General features: G+C 39.9%; 17 protein-coding genes. 7 read left to right on the top strand and 10 right to left on the bottom strand.

Translation table 11 applies throughout. From position 1 onward, the window contains the following. Window positions 1-114: 114 nt before the first annotated feature. On the bottom strand, window positions 115-1,212 hold the full coding sequence (aroC, locus tag GQR39_RS03040) for a chorismate synthase (protein ID WP_008138551.1): 1,098 nt from the start codon (window positions 1,210-1,212) through the stop codon (window positions 115-117). Window positions 1,213-1,276: 64 nt separating this feature from the next. Then, the gene (gene prmB, locus GQR39_RS03035; RefSeq protein WP_007580615.1) at window positions 1,277-2,212 is read right to left on the bottom strand and encodes a 50S ribosomal protein L3 N(5)-glutamine methyltransferase; all 936 of its coding nucleotides are present in this window, start codon (window positions 2,210-2,212) and stop codon (window positions 1,277-1,279) included. A gap of 152 nt (window positions 2,213-2,364) precedes the next feature. Here prmB and smrB point away from each other — a divergent pair, with 152 nt between their 5' ends. Both smrB and GQR39_RS03025 read left to right on the top strand, forming a co-directional pair. Continuing rightward, window positions 2,365-2,922 carry an endonuclease SmrB gene (gene smrB, locus GQR39_RS03030; RefSeq protein ID WP_165734793.1) on the top strand — a complete coding sequence of 186 codons (558 nt, stop codon included), beginning with the start codon at window positions 2,365-2,367 and terminating at the stop codon, window positions 2,920-2,922. 27 nt (window positions 2,923-2,949) lie between these two features. Beyond that, complete coding sequence (locus GQR39_RS03025) at window positions 2,950-3,879, top strand: AEC family transporter (RefSeq protein WP_165721369.1); 930 nt, start codon at window positions 2,950-2,952, stop codon at window positions 3,877-3,879. A 1-nt stretch (window position 3,880) separates the two neighbouring features. Here the strand turns inward: GQR39_RS03025 and GQR39_RS03020 are convergent, their stop codons facing one another. The 3 genes from GQR39_RS03020 to sixA are packed head-to-tail and all read right to left on the bottom strand — an operon-like array spanning window position 3,881 to window position 5,475. Further along, entirely contained in the window at window positions 3,881-4,618 is a 738-nt protein-coding gene (locus GQR39_RS03020) for an SDR family oxidoreductase (protein WP_024608900.1), read from the bottom strand. Window positions 4,619-4,626: 8 nt separating this feature from the next. Beyond that, a complete protein-coding gene (locus tag GQR39_RS03015; protein ID WP_024591642.1) occupies window positions 4,627-4,980 on the bottom strand; it encodes a RidA family protein in 354 nt (117 codons plus the stop codon). A gap of 24 nt (window positions 4,981-5,004) precedes the next feature. Beyond that, window positions 5,005-5,475 (bottom strand): phosphohistidine phosphatase SixA, encoded by a 471-nt coding sequence (gene sixA, locus GQR39_RS03010; protein ID WP_024608902.1) that lies wholly within the window; start codon window positions 5,473-5,475, stop codon window positions 5,005-5,007. A 192-nt stretch (window positions 5,476-5,667) separates the two neighbouring features. Between sixA and GQR39_RS03005 the strand changes: the two genes are divergently transcribed. After that, complete coding sequence (locus GQR39_RS03005) at window positions 5,668-8,391, top strand: insulinase family protein (RefSeq protein WP_165734792.1); 2,724 nt, start codon at window positions 5,668-5,670, stop codon at window positions 8,389-8,391. 54 nt (window positions 8,392-8,445) lie between these two features. Continuing rightward, a complete protein-coding gene (locus GQR39_RS03000; RefSeq protein WP_165734791.1) occupies window positions 8,446-10,698 on the top strand; it encodes an EAL domain-containing protein in 2,253 nt (750 codons plus the stop codon). Here the strand turns inward: GQR39_RS03000 and GQR39_RS20195 are convergent. Together GQR39_RS20195 and yeiP are read right to left on the bottom strand one after the other, a co-directional pair. Continuing rightward, window positions 10,695-10,889, bottom strand: a complete 195-nt coding sequence (locus tag GQR39_RS20195; protein WP_240918167.1) for a hypothetical protein — start codon at window positions 10,887-10,889, stop codon at window positions 10,695-10,697. The two genes, GQR39_RS03000 and GQR39_RS20195, sit on opposite strands and share 4 nt — an antisense overlap. 142 nt (window positions 10,890-11,031) lie before the next feature. After that, entirely contained in the window at window positions 11,032-11,604 is a 573-nt protein-coding gene (gene yeiP, locus GQR39_RS02995; protein WP_007580599.1) for an elongation factor P-like protein YeiP, read from the bottom strand. A gap of 194 nt (window positions 11,605-11,798) precedes the next feature. Here yeiP and GQR39_RS02990 point away from each other — a divergent pair, with 194 nt between their 5' ends. Then, window positions 11,799-12,185 carry an MmcQ/YjbR family DNA-binding protein gene (locus GQR39_RS02990; RefSeq protein WP_007580596.1) on the top strand — a complete coding sequence of 129 codons (387 nt, stop codon included), beginning with the start codon at window positions 11,799-11,801 and terminating at the stop codon, window positions 12,183-12,185. A gap of 36 nt (window positions 12,186-12,221) precedes the next feature. On the opposite strand, the gene GQR39_RS02985 is transcribed toward GQR39_RS02990, so the two are convergent. From GQR39_RS02985 to fadI, 3 genes are all read right to left on the bottom strand, one after another. Next, window positions 12,222-12,731 (bottom strand): GNAT family N-acetyltransferase, encoded by a 510-nt coding sequence (locus tag GQR39_RS02985; RefSeq protein WP_165734790.1) that lies wholly within the window; start codon window positions 12,729-12,731, stop codon window positions 12,222-12,224. 73 nt (window positions 12,732-12,804) lie between these two features. Further along, window positions 12,805-15,012, bottom strand: coding sequence for a fatty acid oxidation complex subunit alpha FadJ (gene fadJ, locus GQR39_RS02980; RefSeq protein WP_165734789.1), 2,208 nt, complete (start codon window positions 15,010-15,012; stop codon window positions 12,805-12,807). After that, window positions 15,012-16,322, bottom strand: a complete 1,311-nt coding sequence (gene fadI / locus GQR39_RS02975) for an acetyl-CoA C-acyltransferase FadI (RefSeq protein WP_004335629.1) — start codon at window positions 16,320-16,322, stop codon at window positions 15,012-15,014. The genes fadJ and fadI overlap by 1 nt, the downstream gene beginning before the upstream one ends. Window positions 16,323-16,628: 306 nt before the next feature. Here fadI and GQR39_RS02970 point away from each other — a divergent pair, with 306 nt between their 5' ends. Together GQR39_RS02970 and GQR39_RS02965 are read left to right on the top strand one after the other, a co-directional pair. Then, window positions 16,629-17,585: a MoxR family ATPase gene (locus GQR39_RS02970; RefSeq protein WP_004335627.1), complete on the top strand. Its 957-nt coding sequence runs from the start codon at window positions 16,629-16,631 to the stop codon at window positions 17,583-17,585. Between the two features lie 3 nt (window positions 17,586-17,588). Beyond that, window positions 17,589-18,533 (top strand): DUF58 domain-containing protein, encoded by a 945-nt coding sequence (locus GQR39_RS02965; protein ID WP_165734788.1) that lies wholly within the window; start codon window positions 17,589-17,591, stop codon window positions 18,531-18,533.

Below are 18,533 nucleotides of genomic sequence, written 5' to 3'. Positions count from 1 at the left end.
TACCCTCCTTCTTGCAGTATATAGGGCTTACTTGAACAACTCCTGAAAGGCATTAAATAAATTACAGGCACAAAAAAACGCGGTAATCCGCGTTTTTTTTATAATTATAAATACTTACACTGAGCCGTTAATTGGTCCGTGTTCGTGATTTACATGTGGATTTTGTCCGCGTTGACGCAGTAAATGGTCCATTAATGTAATAGCCATCATTGCCTCAGCAATCGGGATTGCGCGAATACCCACACACGGATCGTGACGACCTTTAGTGATCATCTCTACCGCTTCGTTGCTTGTATTAATACTGTTACCCGGAATAGTAATGCTCGACGTTGGCTTTAGCGCAATAGAAGCAATAATATCTTGCCCTGTCGAAATACCCGCAAGTACGCCACCTGCATGGTTTGATGTAAAACCTTCAGGAGTTAGCTCGTCGCGATGCTCTGAGCCTTTTTGCTCAACTACATCAAAACCATCACCAATTTCCACGCCTTTAACTGCGTTAATACTCATTAATGAGTGTGCAAGCTCGGCGTCAAGGCGGTCAAATACTGGCTCACCAAGACCTACCGGTACGTTGCTTGCCACTACTTTTACTTTAGCGCCAACTGAGTCACCTTGCTTTTTAAGGTCACGCATATATTCGTCAAGCGCTTCAAGCTTACTTGCATCAGGGAAGAAGAATAAGTTATTTTCAACTTCGTCCCAATCAAACGTTTCCGCCTTAATAGGACCTAGCTGGCTTAAGCATGCTTTAACTTCAATACCATGAAATTGCTTTAAGTATTTTTTAGCGATAGCGCCTGCCGCTACGCGTATTGCGGTTTCACGTGCAGACGAACGGCCGCCACCACGATAATCGCGCAGGCCGTACTTATGCCAATACGTGTAATCGCCATGACCTGGGCGAAATACATCTTTAATTTTGCCGTAATCTTGCGAACGTTGATCGGTGTTTTCAATTAATAAACCAATGCTAGTACCTGTGGTTTTACCTTCAAAAACGCCTGCTAATATTTTTATTTGATCGCTTTCACGGCGCTGCGTTGTATAACGGCTTTGGCCTGGTTTTCGGCGATCTAAATCAATTTGTAAGTCGGCCTCTGTGATTTCAAGACCTGCGGGAGTACCATCAACAACGCCGCCTAATGCAACGCCGTGGCTCTCACCAAAGGTGGACACTTTAAATAACTGTCCAATGCTATTACCTGCCATTAACTTTCCTCATTCCTAATGACTACCAATAGCCAAGCACACGGCTTGGCTATTCATTTTTTACTTATTTTGCAAAATACTCATCTAGCTGCTTTTTGCTAATTACAAATACACCTAAGCCGCCTTGTTCAAATTCAATCCATTCAAACGGCGCGCCCGGATACAGTGCATCCATATGTACCATAGAGTTACCAACTTCTACAAATAACAAACCGTTATCAGTTAGGTGTTCACTCGCTTCACTTAAAATAGTACGGGTTACATCTAAACCATCGTGGCCTGATGCAAGCCCAAGCTCTGGTTCATGATGAAATTCACGTGGCAGGTCAGCCATATCTTCTGCATCAACATACGGTGGGTTTGCAACTATTAGGTCGTATTTTTGACCTGGTACACCGCTAAATACATCAGACTGAATGGGTAACACACGATCACTTAACATGTAATCGTTAATGTTAATGTCTGTCACTTCAAGCGCTTCATACGATATATCTACCGCATCAACTTGTGCTTCCTCAAAAGCTTGAGCAAGTGCAATTGCGATACAACCCGACCCCGTACATAAATCTAATATGCGGTTAACCGATTGTGGCTCTTCAAGCCAGGGTGTAAAGCGGTTGCTGATAAGCTCAGCAAACGGTGAGCGAGGTATAAGTACACGTTCATCCACATAAAATGGCATACCCGCAAACCATGCAATATTTGTTAAGTAAGGTACTGGTGTGCAGTCGTTAATACGTTCTGCAATAAGACCCGCAAGTCGGTTTTTTTCTGTGCTTGTTAAACGCGCGTGCATTAATTCTTTTGGCGCATCAACAGGCAAGCTAAGCGCAGGCAGTAATAAGCTTACAGCTTCATCCCATGCGTTATCTGTGCCGTGTCCAAAAAATATACTACTACTTGCAAATTGGCTTGTAGTCCAACGTAACCAGTCATGTAAAGTTGACAGTTCTGCAACGGCTTCTTCGAGTGTTGCTTCTTCTATTTGTAAATCGCTCATATATTTTTACCTGTATTAGCTTACTGACTGTTTTGAGTCTTTAAGACGATTGCATTGCCTATCTGCGCTGGGCAAATTACAATTGCCCCTCATTTAAGTATTGTACCGCCTTTTGCGCTGCGTTTTTACGTTTTTTTGTTTAGGTAATAGTTATGAAAAAAGACACTCCATCACATTCGTCCCTAAGCAATGACGACATAAGCTTATTTCGTCAAACGATCACAGGCGCCAAAGTATTTAAACAAGATACTCATCGTTTTGATACAAAGCCTAAGGTGTCACAAGCTAAGCAATTTGCCCAGCAAAAAAAGCAGGCTCAATCTGAATTTTTCTTCTCAGACGTTTATATTCCCGATATAGACACCCACTGCACGGTTAAATATGTAAAACCAGGCCAAGATACCTTCCTAGCTAAACAGCTTCGCCGTGGTGACTTTGCACCCGATTTGACGCTAGATTTACATGGCTTAAATAAAGAACTTGCTAAAGATGAACTCGCTGGACTCATTCACGAATGTAAAAAGCAGCATTACTATTGTGCATGTGTAGTGCACGGTATTGGCGGCGGCGTACTAAAGCACAAAGTGCCTCAGTACTTAGTACAGCACCCTGACGTAATAGCGATGCACCAAGCCCCTCTCGAATATGGTGGTAGAGGCGCTGTACTCATACTAATTAATTTACCGCAAAGTGATGAATTTAGACGCTAACTTTAGCTATTACTAGGATGTAACTTCGTGCATATTTTTTCGATTATTTTTCCACTCATTTTTATTGTTGCGTTTGGTTATAGCTGTTGCCGATTAAAATTTTTCGAAAAGCAGCATATTGCAGGCTTAAGTAAATTTACTTTTTATATTAGTTTGCCTGCTTTTTTATTGTTAAATATGTCGCAAATTAACTTACAGCAAAGCATTAGCCTTTTTGCATTTTTGAGTTTTTACATACCTGTTCTGAGCGTGTTTGGGGTGGGTATTTTAATTGATCGCTTTTATTTAAATAAAAAGTATTTAAAAAATTACCAACAACACGGCGTCTTTGGACTTGCTTCTAGCTATTCAAATATGGTGTTAGTGGGTATTCCTATTGTTATTGCATCGCTTGGCAAAGAGATGATAGCCATTGCGTTTATGATCATTACTTTTCATAGCACATTGTTATTTGCACTTACTTTTTTAATAGGCGCTAAAGGCAGTAGCGATAAATTTTCGTGGTCGCATTTTGGGAAAAGTATGGTGTTAAATCCAATAGTACTGAGTATTGGGTGCGGGCTTATATTAAACATATTAGGAGTAACACTGTTCACCGACTTAGCAAATAGTTTGGAGCTATTAGCTAAACCAGCAATTGCCTGTGCGCTATTTGTACTTGGTGCAAATTTAGCTTTTTATAAAATAGCTACAAATTGGCGACCGGCGTTAATAGCATCAATTTTAAAAATATTTTTATTGCCTGCGTTAGTTTTATTGGTAGGCACTTATGTATTTAAGCTAGACACGCAAATACTCAATGTATTAGTACTTTTAAGTGCGTCCCCTGTTGGCGTAAATGCTTATCTTATTGCGACTCAAATAAAGCAGCATGAAGCTACTCTTGCTGGGGCTGTCGTACTTTCTACTATCTTAAGTGTTATTAGCTTTACGTTTTGGCTAGCTTTATTACTTTAGCTTACAAACCGCCGGCTACATCAACAAAGCTACCCGTTGTAAAAGAAGCGTGCTCTGAAGCTAAAAAGTAAATTGCTGCAGCAACCTCTTCGGGTGTACCGCCTCTGCCAAGGGGTAATTTACTTTTAAGACGATCGACTCGATTTTTTTCACCGCCATCGCTATGCATATCAGTGTAAATAAGCCCAGGTCTAACCGAGTTAACTCGAATACCTTTACTTGCCACCTCTTTTGCCAAGCCAATAGTAAATGTGTCCATTGCACCTTTAGATGCTGCATAATCAATGTACTCATTAGGAGAGCCCGTTTTAGCGGCCCCCGATGAAACATTAACAATACTACCGCTATTTCCCATTCGCTTTATTGCCTCACGGCTACATAAAAAAGCACTGGTAATATTTGTAGTCAAAACTTCGTTTATGCGCTCAGCACTCATTTCTAACAAAGGCATTTGTGGTTTTAAAATACCGGCGTTATTTATTAGTACATCAAGTTGACCAAAGACTTTATCTATATGCATAAATAAAGCTAAAACGTCAGCCTCTAGTGACACGTCACCTTGAATTACTTCAGCCTCAACGCCTAATTGCTTTACTTTTTCTGCCACCAATATTGCACTAGCTAAATCTGCTTTATAATTAATGCAAACATTATAACCGTGCTTTGCAAAATATAATGCGGTAGCTGCGCCAATACCTCGACTAGAGCCTGTGATGAGTACAACGGGGGAGCAAGTCATTAAAGCTGTTATTCTTTTAAAGCTGCAACGACTGAAATTTCAACAAGCAGTGCATCACGTGCCATTTTAGCTTCTACGCAGGCACGTGCTGGTGCATAACCCTCGGTTACCCACGCATCCCATACTGCATTCATATCAGCAAAGTATTCCATGCTCTTTACATAAATAGTCGCGCTAAGCATATGTTCTTTTGAACTTCCCGCTTCATCAAGCAATGCCTCTACTTTATCAAGCATAGTTTGAGTTTGTTCTTTGATATCTTTTTGTGCGTCGGCGCATACCTGCCCACATAAATACACAGTGCCGTTATGTTTTACAATGCGGCTCATGCGCGCACCTGTTTGTAAACGTTCTATTGTCATTTTACTTTACTCAATTATTTATATTTAAACGTTTTCTGGGGCATTTATACTTAAATAACTACTACGCTGGGTTTGCTCATCGTAACTAATAACAGCAACAGCACCCGTATTAAAAATGGGCATATTGCCAGGGCTTAACTGGTCCACTAAATAACTTACAATAGGCATATGTGATACAACAAGCCATGTATTGCATTGGGGGTGAGTAGCAATAAGTGTTTCGATGTAGTCAGCAGCAATTTGAGGTTTGCCTTCGGGAATTATATCAGACGTGGTTTCGCTAAATTTAAATACGTTATTTTTAGCCACACCTGCAGCTGTTTGCTGTGCTCGAATGTAAGGACTAACTAACAGTGCATCAGGGTAATGTGCTTTACTGAGCCAAAGGCCCATTTTTTCAGCTTCATCGTGCCCTGCTTGGGTTAAATTTCTACCTGCATCATCAGCCTGCATGGGTGTTGCTTCGCCGTGGCGCATTATTAGGATTGTTTTCATAAAAAATCAACCGATTAAAGAATATAAAACAGTAGCCAGTTTGCCCGTTTGTCAGCTATATTAACAATATAAATCTATTTATTTCTAAAATAGTTCTTTCATGAGATTCAGGTAAATCTTTAAGCTGTACTTCGCTTTCCTGAAGCCATCATCTGTTGTTAACAAGTAAACGTTTAGTTTCAGGAGCATCATTTGAATATCAGCCGCAATGATAACAGAGCATACCGCGCCTTTACACTGGACAATGGTCTAAAAGTACTATTAGTGCAAGATAAAGATTCTACAAAAGCGGCAGCATCAATGGCAGTTAACGCCGGACATTTTGACGACCCTCTTGATAGGCAAGGCCTAGCACACTTTTTAGAGCACATGCTTTTTTTAGGCACTGACCAATATCCAGATTCAGGCAGTTTTAATAATTTTGTTTCGCAAGCTGGCGGCAACACCAATGCGTGGACCGGCACTGAGCATACCTGTTACTTTTTTGATATTAACAATCAAGAATTTGAACAAGCGCTTACCCAATTTAGCCGTTTTTTTATTGCGCCACTTTTAAATTCAGCCGAAACAGAAAAAGAACGCAACGCAATTGAAGCCGAGTTTAAACTAAAAATAAAAGACGACGGTCGCCGTATTTATCAAGCCCACAAAGAAACGGTAAACCCTGCTCATCCATTTGCTAAATTTTCTGTAGGAAACCTACAAACCTTAGCTGACAGAGAGCGATGTATTAGTGATGAGCTTCGTGACTTTTTTAATAGCCAGTACCAAGCTCAGTGGATGACTTTAGTTATTTGCGCAAACGAAACACTAGATACACTACAAAGCTGGACTCAAACTTACTTTGGCGCAATTAACGGCAACAAAAACCTTAAAAAGCCAGAGATCAGTGAGCCACTTTATCGCAAACAAGACATAGGAAAAATACTCCATATTGAGCCACATAAGCATATGCAAAAACTTATTATAAGTTTTGCTATGCCTAATATTGACGACTTTTATCGCCATAAAACAGTAAGTTTTATTGCCCACTTACTTGGCTATGAAGGCGCGGGTTCTCTTTATTCTATTTTAAAAGAGCAAGGCTGGATCAATGCACTTTCTGCTGGCGGTGGTATTAATGGCAGCAACTTTAAAGATTTTAATATTAGCTTAGCGCTTACCGATGAAGGTATTGAATACTTCGAAGACATTATTGAAATGGTGTTTGAATACATTTGCTTAATTAACGATAACACCGAAAAATTGCCACGCTTATACCAAGATAAAAAAAATCTATTACAAATAGCATTCGATAACCAAGAAAAGTCACGCCTGATTGATTGGGTCAGTAATTTAAGCATTAATATGCAGCATTACGATGAAGCAAACTACGTGCAAGGCGACTATTTAATGGAAGGCTTTAAAAAAGCGACCCACGAAATGGCCATGCAGTGGTTAACGCCACATAATATGCGCATCGTACTTATACATCCAGATGTAGAGCCTGAACATAAAACGGCATGGTACAACACACCATATAAAGTAGAACATATTTCACCTAGTTGGCTTGATGCCCTTAGCGAGATAAATAAGCCGTTGAGCGAAATGCTGCTACCTACAGCTAATCCTTATTTAACAAAAGAAGTGGTGTTATTTGATGTCGTAAAACCACAAACAAAACCCGAGTTATTAGTAAAAGAACCCGGTTTTGATTTTTGGTTTAAACAAGACAATACATTTCGCGTTGCTAAAGGCCATTTTTATTTGGCCATGGATTCTGATTTTGCCGTAAAAGATGTAAAACATATGGCACTCACCCGCTTATTTACAGATTTATTTATGGATAGTGTGGGCGAGCAATTTTATCCAGCAGAACTTGCGGGACTTAGCTACCACTTAACCTCGCATCAAGGTGGATTAACTCTACATACCACGGGGCTTTCATCTAGCCAGTTAGAGCTTGTTGATCAATTAATAGATGCTTTATTTAATGTAGAGATCTGTGCAAAACGCTTTGCTGAATATAAAAAACAGCTTGTAAGGCATTGGCGCAATAGCAACCAAAACAAACCAGTCAGTGAGTTATTTAGCATTTTAGGCGCAAAAATAATGCCTTGGAACCCACAACCTGGGGAGCTTGCATCGGCATTAAAAAACACCTGTTTTCAGCAATTTAATGAGTTCAGAACAGACTTTTTTAAAGCACTACATGTTGAATCATTTTTACATGGTAACTGGCAGCAAAGTGATGCAATAGCCTTTCAAAAAAAGGTCGCAAATCACTTAAAAAACGCAACCATAATTGAAGATTTAAGACGCCCTCTTTTTGAAATTAAAAAAGTAACTCGCTACGAGTTAGAGCTTCCTTGTAACGACCATGCAATGGTTATTTACTATCAAGCGCAAACGGATTGCGTGGCCGAAAAAGTAAAAATGATGGCGTTAAATCATTTAATTAATCAAGATTACTTTAATGAATTACGAACTACACAGCAACTTGGTTATTTAGTAGGCGCTGGTTATGCACCATTTAACACGCGTGCTGGTATAGCATTTTATGTGCAGTCACCTAAGTTTGATGCAAAAACATTATTGCATCGACATAACCGTTTTATTAAAAACTACCTTGATAATATTGATGCACTTGATGAAAACGATTGGCAACAGCAAAAACACGGCCTTAGTACTCATATTGCAGAAAAAGATAAAAACCTGCGCCTGCGCTCACAACGGTTATGGCTTGCTATTGGTAACAGAGATCATGAATTTCATATGCAACAACGACTTTTAGATGCCTTAAATGCGCTAACCCTAAAAGAACTAAAAGTTTATGCACTAAGCCTATTTGATGATAATAGACCAAGATATGAGCTTTTAAGCTCGGCAAAAGTCTATAAATCTCAAAATATGCCCGTTTACTCTCAATCTCTTTGACACTAGGTTTAGCTTGTTTTAAATTATCATTTGTAAATTAGAAGTAATAAAAAAATGATAAAAATAATAATAAAACTAAGCATGCTTGTAGTACTTGCTTACTCATTTGAGCTTTTTGCCTTTGAGTCATCATTTAATTACAACTCCGACAATATACTTATACTAGCAAGCGCCATTATAGCGCTTGCTTTGCCCTACCTGTTATTTGTAATCCACAAACTTAGACGCTCACGCCGCCAACTCCGCCTTTCGGAAAAACGCCTTAAAAGTACTGTAGAAGGTAGCGGCGATACACTTTGGGACTGGAACATAAAAACAGGCGAAGTTATTCGTATTAACGATAAGTACTTAATGGATTCGACTACCTTAATGGGGTTTCCGCCAAACAAAGGCCTTATTCATCCTCATGATATTAATAACGTTGAGCACTTGTTAAAAGTACACTTTGCAGAGCAGTCTGCTTTTTTTGAAGCCACCTACCGAATCAAAGATACATTTGGACGTTGGCACTGGGTACTCGATCGCGGAAAAATAATTGAAAAAGACGCTAACTTATCACCTCTAAGAATGACAGGTACAGTTCGTGATATATCACAGCTAAAATCAACGGAAGAGCGCTTAAACCTTTTTGCTAAATGTGTTGAATCGCTCACTGACGCCTTAGCAATTTACGATAAAAACTTTAAACTGGTTGATATAAACCCGAGTTTTTTAACCTTGTTTGGTGGCGTACGCGAGCAATACTTAGGAAAAGATTTCAACCTATCTGGGTATGAGCCAAGCTACACAAACAGAATTATTGAAATAGTAAAAGAGCGCGAACATATCCAACAAGAAGTGAAGCTTCGTAATAGTGAGCGTGTTTTATTGCCTATAGAAATATCGATAGATGAAATTAAAAACGATCAAAATCAAATAACTAATTATGTCGTTGTTTATTCAGATTTAACAGAGCGTAAAAAAGCCGAATCGCAGTTACATAACTTATCGAATCGAGATCGCACAACTAGTCTGCCTAACCGAAATTTATTTTTTACTGATTTGCAAAAGCTAGTAAAGCTCAACTCGCATCACGCCTTGCTTGTATTCGATTTAGATAACTTTAAAAAAATAAATGACTCGTTAGGGCATCAACTAGGTGACAGCTTATTAGCTAAATTAGCAATGCGCTTAAATAAACTAACCCGCGAAAATGATGTATTTTATCGTTTAGGCGGCGATGAGTTTGCTCTTGTAATGTCTGACACTAACGACATACATGTAATTACACGTATGGCAAAACAGTTTTTAGCAGCCATTGCTACACCATTTAAAATGGCTGGCCATGAACTGGCAATCACCTCAAGTGTAGGCATTGTATTATTCCCAGAAGACGGTAATACGCCTGAACTGCTCTTAAAAAATGCAGATACCGCGATGTATCATGCTAAAAAGAAAGGTAACAGCTACCTATTTTTTAACGACACGATGAACCGCCAAGCCGTTAAACGGCTACAAATAGAAAACCTCATGCGCTTTGGTTTAAAAGAAGATCATTTTGAAGTGTACTACCAACCAAAAATGAATATTCGCACAGGCAAGCTAACCGGAATGGAAGCATTAGTGCGCTTTATTACACCCAAAAAGGGCATTATTAGCCCAGGCGTTTTTATACCCATAGCCGAGGAAACGGGCCAAATAATTGAAATTGGCGAAGTTGTATTAAACAAAGCCTGCAGAGACGTAAAAGAATGGCTAGATAGCGGTTTATTTAGCGGCCGAGTAGCCGTTAACTTATCAGCAAAGCAATTTAGCCTCCCCGATTTAACTTCTCGTATTGACGTTATTTTGCAAAAAAACGAATTACCTTCTTACTTTTTAGAGCTTGAAATAACAGAAGGTACTGTAATGGACGACCCTAAAGAAGCCATTGCAATTATGCGTTCGTTAAGTGCCCGAGGTATTCATTTAGCAATGGATGATTTTGGTACTGGTTATTCATCATTAGCGTATTTAAAGCAATTTCCGCTTAATACACTTAAAGTAGATAAAGCATTTATAGATGACATGACCAACGAACGTGGGCGTAATATGGTCGACTCAATAGTCACTATTGCACATAACCTTGATTTGCATGTAGTTGCTGAAGGTGTAGAACAAGCTCATCAAATTGATATACTTAAAAAGCTTAATTGCGAAACAGTACAAGGTTATTACTATTCTAAGCCACTATCAAAAAGTGAATTTACTGAATTTTTAAAGCAGCAACAAACTAAAGCAGCCCCAAGCTTAATTAGAAAAAATAAAAGTGTGGCGTCAATAAATTAAGGGCGCCATATACATGCATTTATTCCTACATTTCTAGCTAAAGCACGACGATAATGTAGATTAAACAAGCACCAGGCCACAGGCCCAAGTAAACCGCCTAAAATAAGCCATCGCTTAATTGGCATACCTTTTTTAATGGCTTCTAAATACATTAAAGCTATAAATATACTGCTTAGTAAAACTATAAACAAAATCACCCTTTAAAGTTGCTCAAAAATACGGCGGTTATTCTAACGCTAACGTGATTAAATTTAAAGCAACAAATCCCCCGCGCGCACAAAAAAGCCGAACCTGTTAAACACAGATTCGGCTTTTAAAATTATAATTTAAGGGTTACTTTTCAGCACGACCCATAAATTTGTGTTCAACAGTATTAATACGGATACGGTCACCTGTTGAAATATGCTCTGGCACAGAAATATTTAAGCCAGTAGACATACGTGCAGGTTTTGAACGAGCACTCGCAGATGCACCTTTGATAGATGGGTCTGTTTCTTCAACAACAAGTTCAACACTTGACGGTAAATCAAGCCCTACTGGCGCGCCATCAATAACAATTACGTGTACGCCTTGTGTTTCTTCATTAACAAATAAAATTTCTTCGCTAATAGCATCTTTGCTTAAGTTATAAGGCGTGTAATCTTCATTATCCATGAACACATACTCGTCACCATCAATGTACGATAGCATTACTTCACGGCGTGTTAAATCAGCCAGCGTTAGCATGTCACTGTCTTTGAATGTTTCGTCAACTTTACCACCGGTTACCACATCGTATAAACGCATACGGTATAAACTACCACCAGCACGACCTTGCGGCACAGAGCGCACAATATCTTTTACAACTAAAACGCGGCCATTGAAGTCAATAGCAGTACCTTTTTTAACATCACTCGCCTTTGGCATGTGTGAATTCCTATTATTTTTTTGATTGCCAGAAACATACCACGAACTGGATTTTGTTCAACTAAAATTACGTTGGTTTTACGCTACATGTTGTATTAGCTTGTAAAATTTTAATTTATACTAAAATACATATAATCAAATGTGAAAAAAACTGCTATGGTAGCTTTACCGAGTATGACTTCAAGGAATGGATCATGGACCAGAAAAAAGTACATGAGTATTTAGTTAAAAAACCACTTGTTCAGGTTACAAAACCATTTGCGCAAGAGGTTGATGTATATAAAGTGAATCATAAAATGTTTGCGACTCTTGCTATTGGCAATGACGGTCAAACTAATGATGATGGTGAGGTTATTTGGTGGCTTAACTTAAAGTGCGATCCTGATGAAGCAATATCATTGCGTGATATTTTCCCGGCAGTGATCCCTGGTTACCATATGAATAAACGCTTATGGAACACTGTAATTTTAGACGGCACAATTCCACAAGGTGAAATTGAGAGAATGATTGATAACTCATTTAATTTAGTCGTAGAAAACATGCCAGAAAAAGACCGAAAAGCTATTTCACTTCACTTGTAAACACTTTTTGGGCTAGGCTACTAGCCCATTAAAACCCTACACCTTAAGCGTATAAATTAAATCGTCATATAATTTATCGCCTATTGTATGCACTTTAAAAAGTGTATCGGTATGGGTTAAACCGCACTTACCAAGCACCTTTTCAGAACCAATATTGCCACGCGTTACGACAGCTTTAAACTGCCTAATACCACATTCTTTCCAAGCCCAGTCAATCACAGCTCTTAGGGATTCTGTCGCGTAGCCTTTATTAAAATACTCTGGCAATAATAAATAACCAAGCTCTGCGGTTTTTCCGTCATAGGCAAAGCCTGTAACACCCACAGGTTGTTTTGTTTGATTATTAATAATGAGTAAACACAGGGGATGACGTGATTTAGCATTCCACTTAGGCAAGCGTATCTCAAAGCGGTTTCTTACCAGTGACTCCATTGGCATATCAAAACAATACTTAAGGACTTGAGGATCGCGATGAAGCGCTAGAAAAAGAGGCCAATCAGATTCTTCCATTTGGTACATGCTCAATCTTTGTGTAAATAATGTCATTAAGCTCCTCATTTATTTATAAAAACTATAAAAAAACCGCATTTAAATGCGGTTTTTTTAGATAGCAGAAACTTTATTCTTTCGTTTCAATCTCTTTGGTAACTTCAGGCTCAGTTACACTTTGCTCTTGTGACTCAGTGCTTTGTACTTCAGGAGCTACAACCTCAACATGTGTTGCGTTATAAAAAGTAGCACCAGAGCTTGCCATTGTTACCAGTGATTCACATGGTGCAAAGTTAGCATCGCTGTTAGCTAATGTAGACATATCAGAGCTTATTTTACTCGCGCCTAATTTATCCATATAGCTAAACGGGCCACCTAAAAATGGTGGAAAACCAATACCAAATATTGCACCGATGTCGCCATCACGTGGGCTGGCAATAATGCCATCATCTAAACAGCGTACTGCTTCGTTAAGCATTTGCGATACACAACGCTTAGCAATTTCGCTCTTGTTTAAACGTGGAGCCGGGGTAACACCCAATAGTTCGTAAACTGACTCATCAACCTTTTTGCCTTTTTTATCGTATTCATAAAAACCACGACCAGACTTACGGCCAAGGCGTTTTGAATCAATCATACGCATAAATGCATCAGGGCCTTTAAAACGCTCACCTAATTCTTTTTCAAGAATTGGGGCAATTTTAGAGCCAATATCAATACCTACTTCATCAAGTAGAGCCAGCGGGCCTACCGGAAAACCAAACTCAACAAGCGCTGCATCAATCTTTTCAATTGGCTCGCCTGCAAGCATCAAATTAGCAGCTTCGTTTAAGTAAGGCGCTAAAATACGGTTGACGTAAAAACCGGCCATGTCTTTTACAACAATTGGCGTTTTGCCTTGCTTACGTGCAAAGTTAACAACGCGGGCAATGGTCTCTTGAGATGTACCTTCGTGTGGAATAATTTCCACTAATGGCATTTTTTCCACTGGTGAAAAGTAATGCAAGCCAATTACATTTTCAGGACGTGCTGCCTGCGCTGCAATTTGCGATATTGGTAATGATGACGTGTTACTTGCAAAAATTGTATTTGCTTGGCATTGCTGCTCTACGTCTGCAACCATACCTTGCTTAAGCGCAAGATCTTCAAACACCGCTTCTATTACTAAATCAATGTGTTTAAAGCCACTGTAGTCAGTTGTACCTGTAATACGGTTCATTGTTAACTGCACATCAGCTTTAGACATAATACGACGCTTAAGGCGCTTATCTAAAATTTTATAGGTGTAGCTCATTGCATTACTAATGCCCTGCTCTGCTACATCTTTAATACGTACCGGTACTTTAGCTTTAACAGCACTTACGTGCGCAATGCCTGCGCCCATTAGTCCACCACCTAAAACAGCAGTTTTGCTTATTGCGGGTGCGTCATCATTGCGCCACTCTTTTTTCATTTCAGTGGTTGCAAAGAAAATACCGCGAAGCGCTTTAGATTCGTCACTCATTACAAGTGTTGCAAAGCTTTCAGCTTCTGTTTTATACGCTTTTAGCTCATCAAGCTCTACACTAGCTCGCACTGCTTTAATAATAGCGAGTGGTGCTGGGTAGTGCCCGCCCGTTTTTTTAAGTACGTTTTCTTTTGCTTTTTTAAAGATAAAGTTACGACCAAACGGGTTTGACTCTAGTAATTTACTAATATTGTCGAGCTTTGGCTCTTTTGCTTGTGGCTTTTTCTTAGTCGCAAATTCTTTTGCAACTTTTAGCAGCACACTGTGCGGTACACAATCATCAAGCACGCCTGCTTTTTTAGCTTGCGTAGGACGAATTTGTTTACCTGTTAGCATCCACTCTAGTGCTTTTTGAATACCAACAATTTTAGTTAAGCGCTGGGTGCCACCGCCACCAGGAAGTAAACCAAGTTGTACTTCTGGTAAGCCAATTTTTGTTAAATCACTGTCGGTACCAACACGGTAATCACATGCTAAAGCAAACTCTAAACCACCCCCTAATGCAGCGCCATGAATCGCACTTACTGTTGTGTATGGCAGTTTTGTCATATCAAAAAACGCTTGATGACATAGCTCGCTAATAGCTAAAGCATCTTCACGCTTTTGAACGCTATCGAGCATTTTCACATCGGCGCCAGCAATAAAGTTATCGCTTTTTCCGCTTATAAATACCATGCCTTTTACATTTTGCGACTTAGCGTCTTCTAGTAACGCTTTTAAATCATCGGCAAAACTGCTGCGCAGGGTATTCATTTTCTCACCCGGCACATCAATCGTTACCACGGCGATTTTATTTTCATCTACCGCTAAATTAAATACTGAATCTGTCATTACGCGCTCTCCAATACAAAGGCTGCACCTAAACCACCAGCAGCACACGCTGTTGTTAATGCTAAACCGCCACCACGACGTTTAAGCTCGTGTAAGCTTTGCGTAATTAAGCGTGCACCTGTTGCTGCAAATGGGTGACCATATGCTAAAGAGCCGCCGTTAACGTTAAACTTATCCATGTTAATTTCGCCAATTGCTTTGCTGCGACCTAAATGCTCTTGTGCAAATTTGTCTGAAGCAAACATTTTCATATTGGCAAGTGTTTGCGATGCAAACGCTTCGTGCATTTCAATTAAATCTAAATCAGCAAGCGTAATACCCGCTCTATCTAGTGCAATAGGCGTTGAATGAGCTGGGCCCATTAACATGTCTTTTTCTACGCCAATTGCCGAAAATGCAAAGCTACGTACGTAACCTAGTATTTCGTAACCAAGTGCTTTTGCTTTGCTTTCGCTCATCATAAGTACGGCCGCTGCACCATCAGTTAATGGTGTGGCATTTGCGGCAGTAACAGTACCGTGCTGACGGTCAAAAACAGGTTTAAGCTTGGCGTAGCCTTCAACCGTTGAGTTTTTACGAATGTTGTTATCTTCTGAAATAAAGCTTTTATATGGCGGTAAATGCGCCGTCATTACTTCATCTTTTAACTTTCCATCAGCCCATGCTTGCGTTGCAAGTGAGTGAGAACGATGCGCTAACGCATCTTGATCTTCACGGCTAATATTATGTGTTTTAGCCATTTGCTCAGCAGTTTGCCCCATTGAAAGGCCTGTTGAGTACTCTGCAACTGCAGGAGGCACTGGTAATAAGTCTTTTAAACGCAGTTTTGAAAATATTTTTAAGCGTTGACCAAGCGTACGCGCTTTATTTAAATCAACTAAGCTGCCTGCTAGCTTTTTACTAACACCAATTGGCAATACTGATGACGAATCTGCGCCACCTGCAATACCTACACTTACAGATCCCGCCATAATAGACTCAGCTACATTAGCAATAGCCTGAAAGCTGGTAGCACATGCGCGCGATACAGAATATGCATCAACCGATACCGGCATACCTGTGCCCAATACAATTTCACGTGCAATATTTGGCGCTTCTGGCATTTGTACTACTTGACCAAATACAAGTTGATCAATTTCTGACTTGTTGAAATTTAATCGTTCAAGCATTTCGTTAACCACCAATTTACCCATATCAAGTGCAGGTACATGGTGAAACGCTGTTGCTTGCTTTGCAAAAGGTGTGCGTAAGCCGCTAACTATGGCAATACGGTCGCCCTTTGGTGTTTTTAGTATGTTTTGCTCAGACATTTATGCTCTCCCGCTGACAGGTCTGACCTGTTTGTTTTCCTCGATTCTAAACAACCCGTGTACTAAAGCCAATAGATAAACACAAATTTATATAAATAGTGTTTAATTACGACTATCACAATAGGCTTTTTTAGACGCATTTACAAAGTTTTGTGGTACGCTAAAAATCGTTAAAAAATAACGAACTATTTTAAAAAATACAGTCTAACTCTTGAGTTACCCAATTATAAACCTTATAAATAGGTCAGTATTTATCACCTAACACTATTAGGTACAAACCCAGCTGACGAGGACAGTCCACTTATTATGGCAGCTAACGCATTTTCACAATTAAAAACGTACTTAGATACACAAATCATTGGCCAGCCAGAGCTTACACAAGCGCTACTTATTGCTATTTTAGCTGATGGTCACTTATTAGTAGAAGGCCCTCCTGGGCTTGCAAAAACACGTGCAGTTAATGCACTTGCTAAAGGTATTGAAGGATCGTTTCAGCGCGTACAGTTTACGCCAGACTTATTACCGGCTGATGTAACAGGTACCGATATTTATCGCCAACAAACTAGCGAGTTTGTATTTGAAAAAGGCCCTCTTTTTCACAACCTAATTTTAGCTGACGAAATTAACCGTGCACCAGCCAAAGTACAATCAGCACTATTAGAAGCCATGGCAGAGCGACAAGTGACCGTGGGTAAAAACACTTATCCGCTTAGCGAACTATTTTTAGTTATGGCAACACAAAACCCGCTAGAGCAAGAAGGGACTTACCCGTTACCAGAAGCCCAGCTGGATCGCTTTTTACTGCACCTAAGTATTGGCTACCCTGGCGCTGAGCATGAGCTTGATATACTACGTTTAACACGTGGCGAAGCGCTTAACGAGCAACAACCAGTAATGCAAAAAATTAGTCAAAGCGATTTATTTGCAGCTCGTAAAGAAATATTAGGCCTTTATTTAGCAGAGCCGCTTGAGCAATATTTAGTACAACTTATTATTGCCACCCGTGAAGGCGCTAAATTAGATGCGCAACTAGGTAGCTGGATTGAGTTTGGTGCAAGTCCGCGTGCAACAATAGCACTTGATAAATGTGCTCGTGCTCATGCATGGCTTCAAGGGCGTGACTTTGTAGCACCTGATGACATTCAAGCTGTTGTGCATAACGTACTGCGTCACCGCATTATTTTAAGTTACGAAGCCCAAGCCGATGGCATTACTAAAGATCAAGTAATAAGCCGTATAGTTGAACTTGTAGCCGTACCATAAGTTATGCAAAAACAATTAGAATCCCAAGCATGGCTCAAACAGAGCCATAGCCACGGTGTTAATTTAGCACTCAAAGAGCTGATGTATTACAAAGCCAAAGCGCAATTGCTTGAACTTGCCCCTAAGGTGAAAATAAAAAACACCTTAACAGGGCAATACCTTGCACCGCACAAAGGCCGAGGAATGGAATTTGCCGAAGTGCGACATTATCAGCAAGGTGACGATATTCGCTCTATTGATTGGCGAGTTACTGCGCGTACCGGCGAGACTCACACAAAGCTCTTTCAAGAAGAAAAAGAGCGCCCTGTGTTTGTATTTACTGATTTTTCTAACTCAATGCTGTTTGGTTCAAAGTTACTATTAAAGTCGGTGCAAGCTGCGCATATAAGCGCTCTTGTTGCATGGTCGGCGTGTCAGCGCGGCGATAGAATTGGCGGTATTGTGTTTAATCAGCACTCGCATTTGGAGCTAAAGCCCAGCGCCCGTGAAAAAGCCGTGCTTAAGCTTTGTCATAATTTATGCGACAACCACCAGCAAGCGCTCAACAATATTGATAAAACAGCCACTAACAACTTTAGCGATAACCTAAAGCGCCTTAATCATTTAGCAAAACCAGGCAGCTTAGTGTATTTGGTGTCTGATTTTAATGCTCTCGATGATGCCAGCTTTAAGCAACTCGAAATATTAAGCCGCCACTGCGAGCTGATTGGTTGCCACATAAGCGATCCGTTTGAGCATCAGTTACCTGCGTTTAAGCAAGCCGTTACTGTTAATGCAAATGGTCAAGACTTTGCCCTACCATTAATGGATAACAGCTTTAGAGAACGCTTTGCTAAAAATGCTGAGCAAGCATTTAGTACGCGCTTTAATCGCTTAACTAAATCGGGTCTTAATTTAATATCATTCAATGCAGCAACACCGCTTGAGCTGCAATTAGTGAGAAAATAA

The organism is Pseudoalteromonas sp. C8, assembly GCF_011378685.1.
Lineage (GTDB): Bacteria > Pseudomonadota > Gammaproteobacteria > Enterobacterales > Alteromonadaceae > Pseudoalteromonas > Pseudoalteromonas arctica.
The sequence above is the reverse complement of the archived record's forward strand: the minus strand, read 5'-3'. Positions and strand labels throughout refer to the sequence as shown.

What these genes read in the sequence shown, in the direction of transcription:
- aroC (WP_008138551.1), bottom strand. Translation starts at nt 1,212, where the DNA reads ATGGCAGGTAATAGCATTGGACAGTTATTTAAAGTGTCCACCTTTGGT.
- fadI (WP_004335629.1), bottom strand. Translation starts at nt 16,322, where the DNA reads ATGTCTGAGCAAAACATACTAAAAACACCAAAGGGCGACCGTATTGCC.
- GQR39_RS03000 (WP_165734791.1), top strand. Translation starts at nt 8,446, where the DNA reads ATGATAAAAATAATAATAAAACTAAGCATGCTTGTAGTACTTGCTTAC.
- smrB (WP_165734793.1), top strand. Translation starts at nt 2,365, where the DNA reads ATGAAAAAAGACACTCCATCACATTCGTCCCTAAGCAATGACGACATA.
- GQR39_RS02990 (WP_007580596.1), top strand. Translation starts at nt 11,799, where the DNA reads ATGGACCAGAAAAAAGTACATGAGTATTTAGTTAAAAAACCACTTGTT.
- GQR39_RS02965 (WP_165734788.1), top strand. Translation starts at nt 17,589, where the DNA reads ATGCAAAAACAATTAGAATCCCAAGCATGGCTCAAACAGAGCCATAGC.
- sixA (WP_024608902.1), bottom strand. Translation starts at nt 5,475, where the DNA reads ATGAAAACAATCCTAATAATGCGCCACGGCGAAGCAACACCCATGCAG.
- GQR39_RS02985 (WP_165734790.1), bottom strand. Translation starts at nt 12,731, where the DNA reads ATGACATTATTTACACAAAGATTGAGCATGTACCAAATGGAAGAATCT.
- GQR39_RS02970 (WP_004335627.1), top strand. Translation starts at nt 16,629, where the DNA reads ATGGCAGCTAACGCATTTTCACAATTAAAAACGTACTTAGATACACAA.
- GQR39_RS03020 (WP_024608900.1), bottom strand. Translation starts at nt 4,618, where the DNA reads ATGACTTGCTCCCCCGTTGTACTCATCACAGGCTCTAGTCGAGGTATT.
- GQR39_RS03015 (WP_024591642.1), bottom strand. Translation starts at nt 4,980, where the DNA reads ATGACAATAGAACGTTTACAAACAGGTGCGCGCATGAGCCGCATTGTA.
- yeiP (WP_007580599.1), bottom strand. Translation starts at nt 11,604, where the DNA reads ATGCCAAAGGCGAGTGATGTTAAAAAAGGTACTGCTATTGACTTCAAT.
- fadJ (WP_165734789.1), bottom strand. Translation starts at nt 15,012, where the DNA reads ATGACAGATTCAGTATTTAATTTAGCGGTAGATGAAAATAAAATCGCC.
- prmB (WP_007580615.1), bottom strand. Translation starts at nt 2,212, where the DNA reads ATGAGCGATTTACAAATAGAAGAAGCAACACTCGAAGAAGCCGTTGCA.